The sequence below is a fragment of the Ensifer sp. VA4 genome (genome assembly GCF_055710065.1).
In genome coordinates this window covers 1-609 of sequence record NZ_JBVQPO010000053.1, presented here as the reverse complement: position 1 = coordinate 609, position 609 = coordinate 1, and the positions used below count along the sequence as shown (strand labels likewise).

General features: G+C 51.2%; 1 protein-coding gene and 1 rRNA gene. Both read left to right on the top strand.

What is annotated here, in order from left to right; translation table 11 throughout:
• On the top strand, window positions 1-239 hold a 239-nt coding region (locus AC0C6X_RS30120; RefSeq protein ID WP_472956699.1), incomplete at its 5' end, for a hypothetical protein.
• 265 nt (window positions 240-504) lie between these two features.
• Window positions 505-609, top strand: a 23S ribosomal RNA gene (locus AC0C6X_RS30115); the annotation flags it as partial.

Below are 609 nucleotides of genomic sequence, written 5' to 3'. Positions count from 1 at the left end.
CCTGTTCTGATTACATTGTGAAGAGAAGATATGTCTGGAAGCTTCCAGGTGTTGAGGATGATCGAAAGATTGTCGGAGACGTCCGAGCCCAGATCCCAGGAAACCATGGATGGTCTAGCCGACCGGAGATGGTGGAGGGTTTGGAGGTAGGAAGGAAGCCTTGTCCTAGAGGCATGATCATTGTTTGGGTGCTCGCAAGAGTGCCCTTCTGGTGTTCATGCTGGATTGGTGTTGCCTGACCGCGCATCACCGGACAGATCTCGAGAAGCTGGTCTTAAGATATGGTGCAAGTGAACCGCTCGGCGTGGTTCCAAAAAAGCGACCATATCGAACACGTCGATGGCATCTGATTGGCTCGGTTGTAAAAGGTAACCGGGTTTTTGGAGTTTGGAATTTAGACGATCTCAGGGTTGTCCGGATTGCCAGATACAGCACCCCTTCGAGCGCAAGCGAGGAGGATAGGTTTGCTGGATCCAAATAAAGATGAGCATTGGCAATGAGAACGATCAAGTGTCAAAAGGGCATTTGGTGGATGCCTTGGCATGCACAGGCGATGAAGGACGTGATACGCTGCGATAAGCCGTGGGGAGCTGCGAATGAGCTTTGATC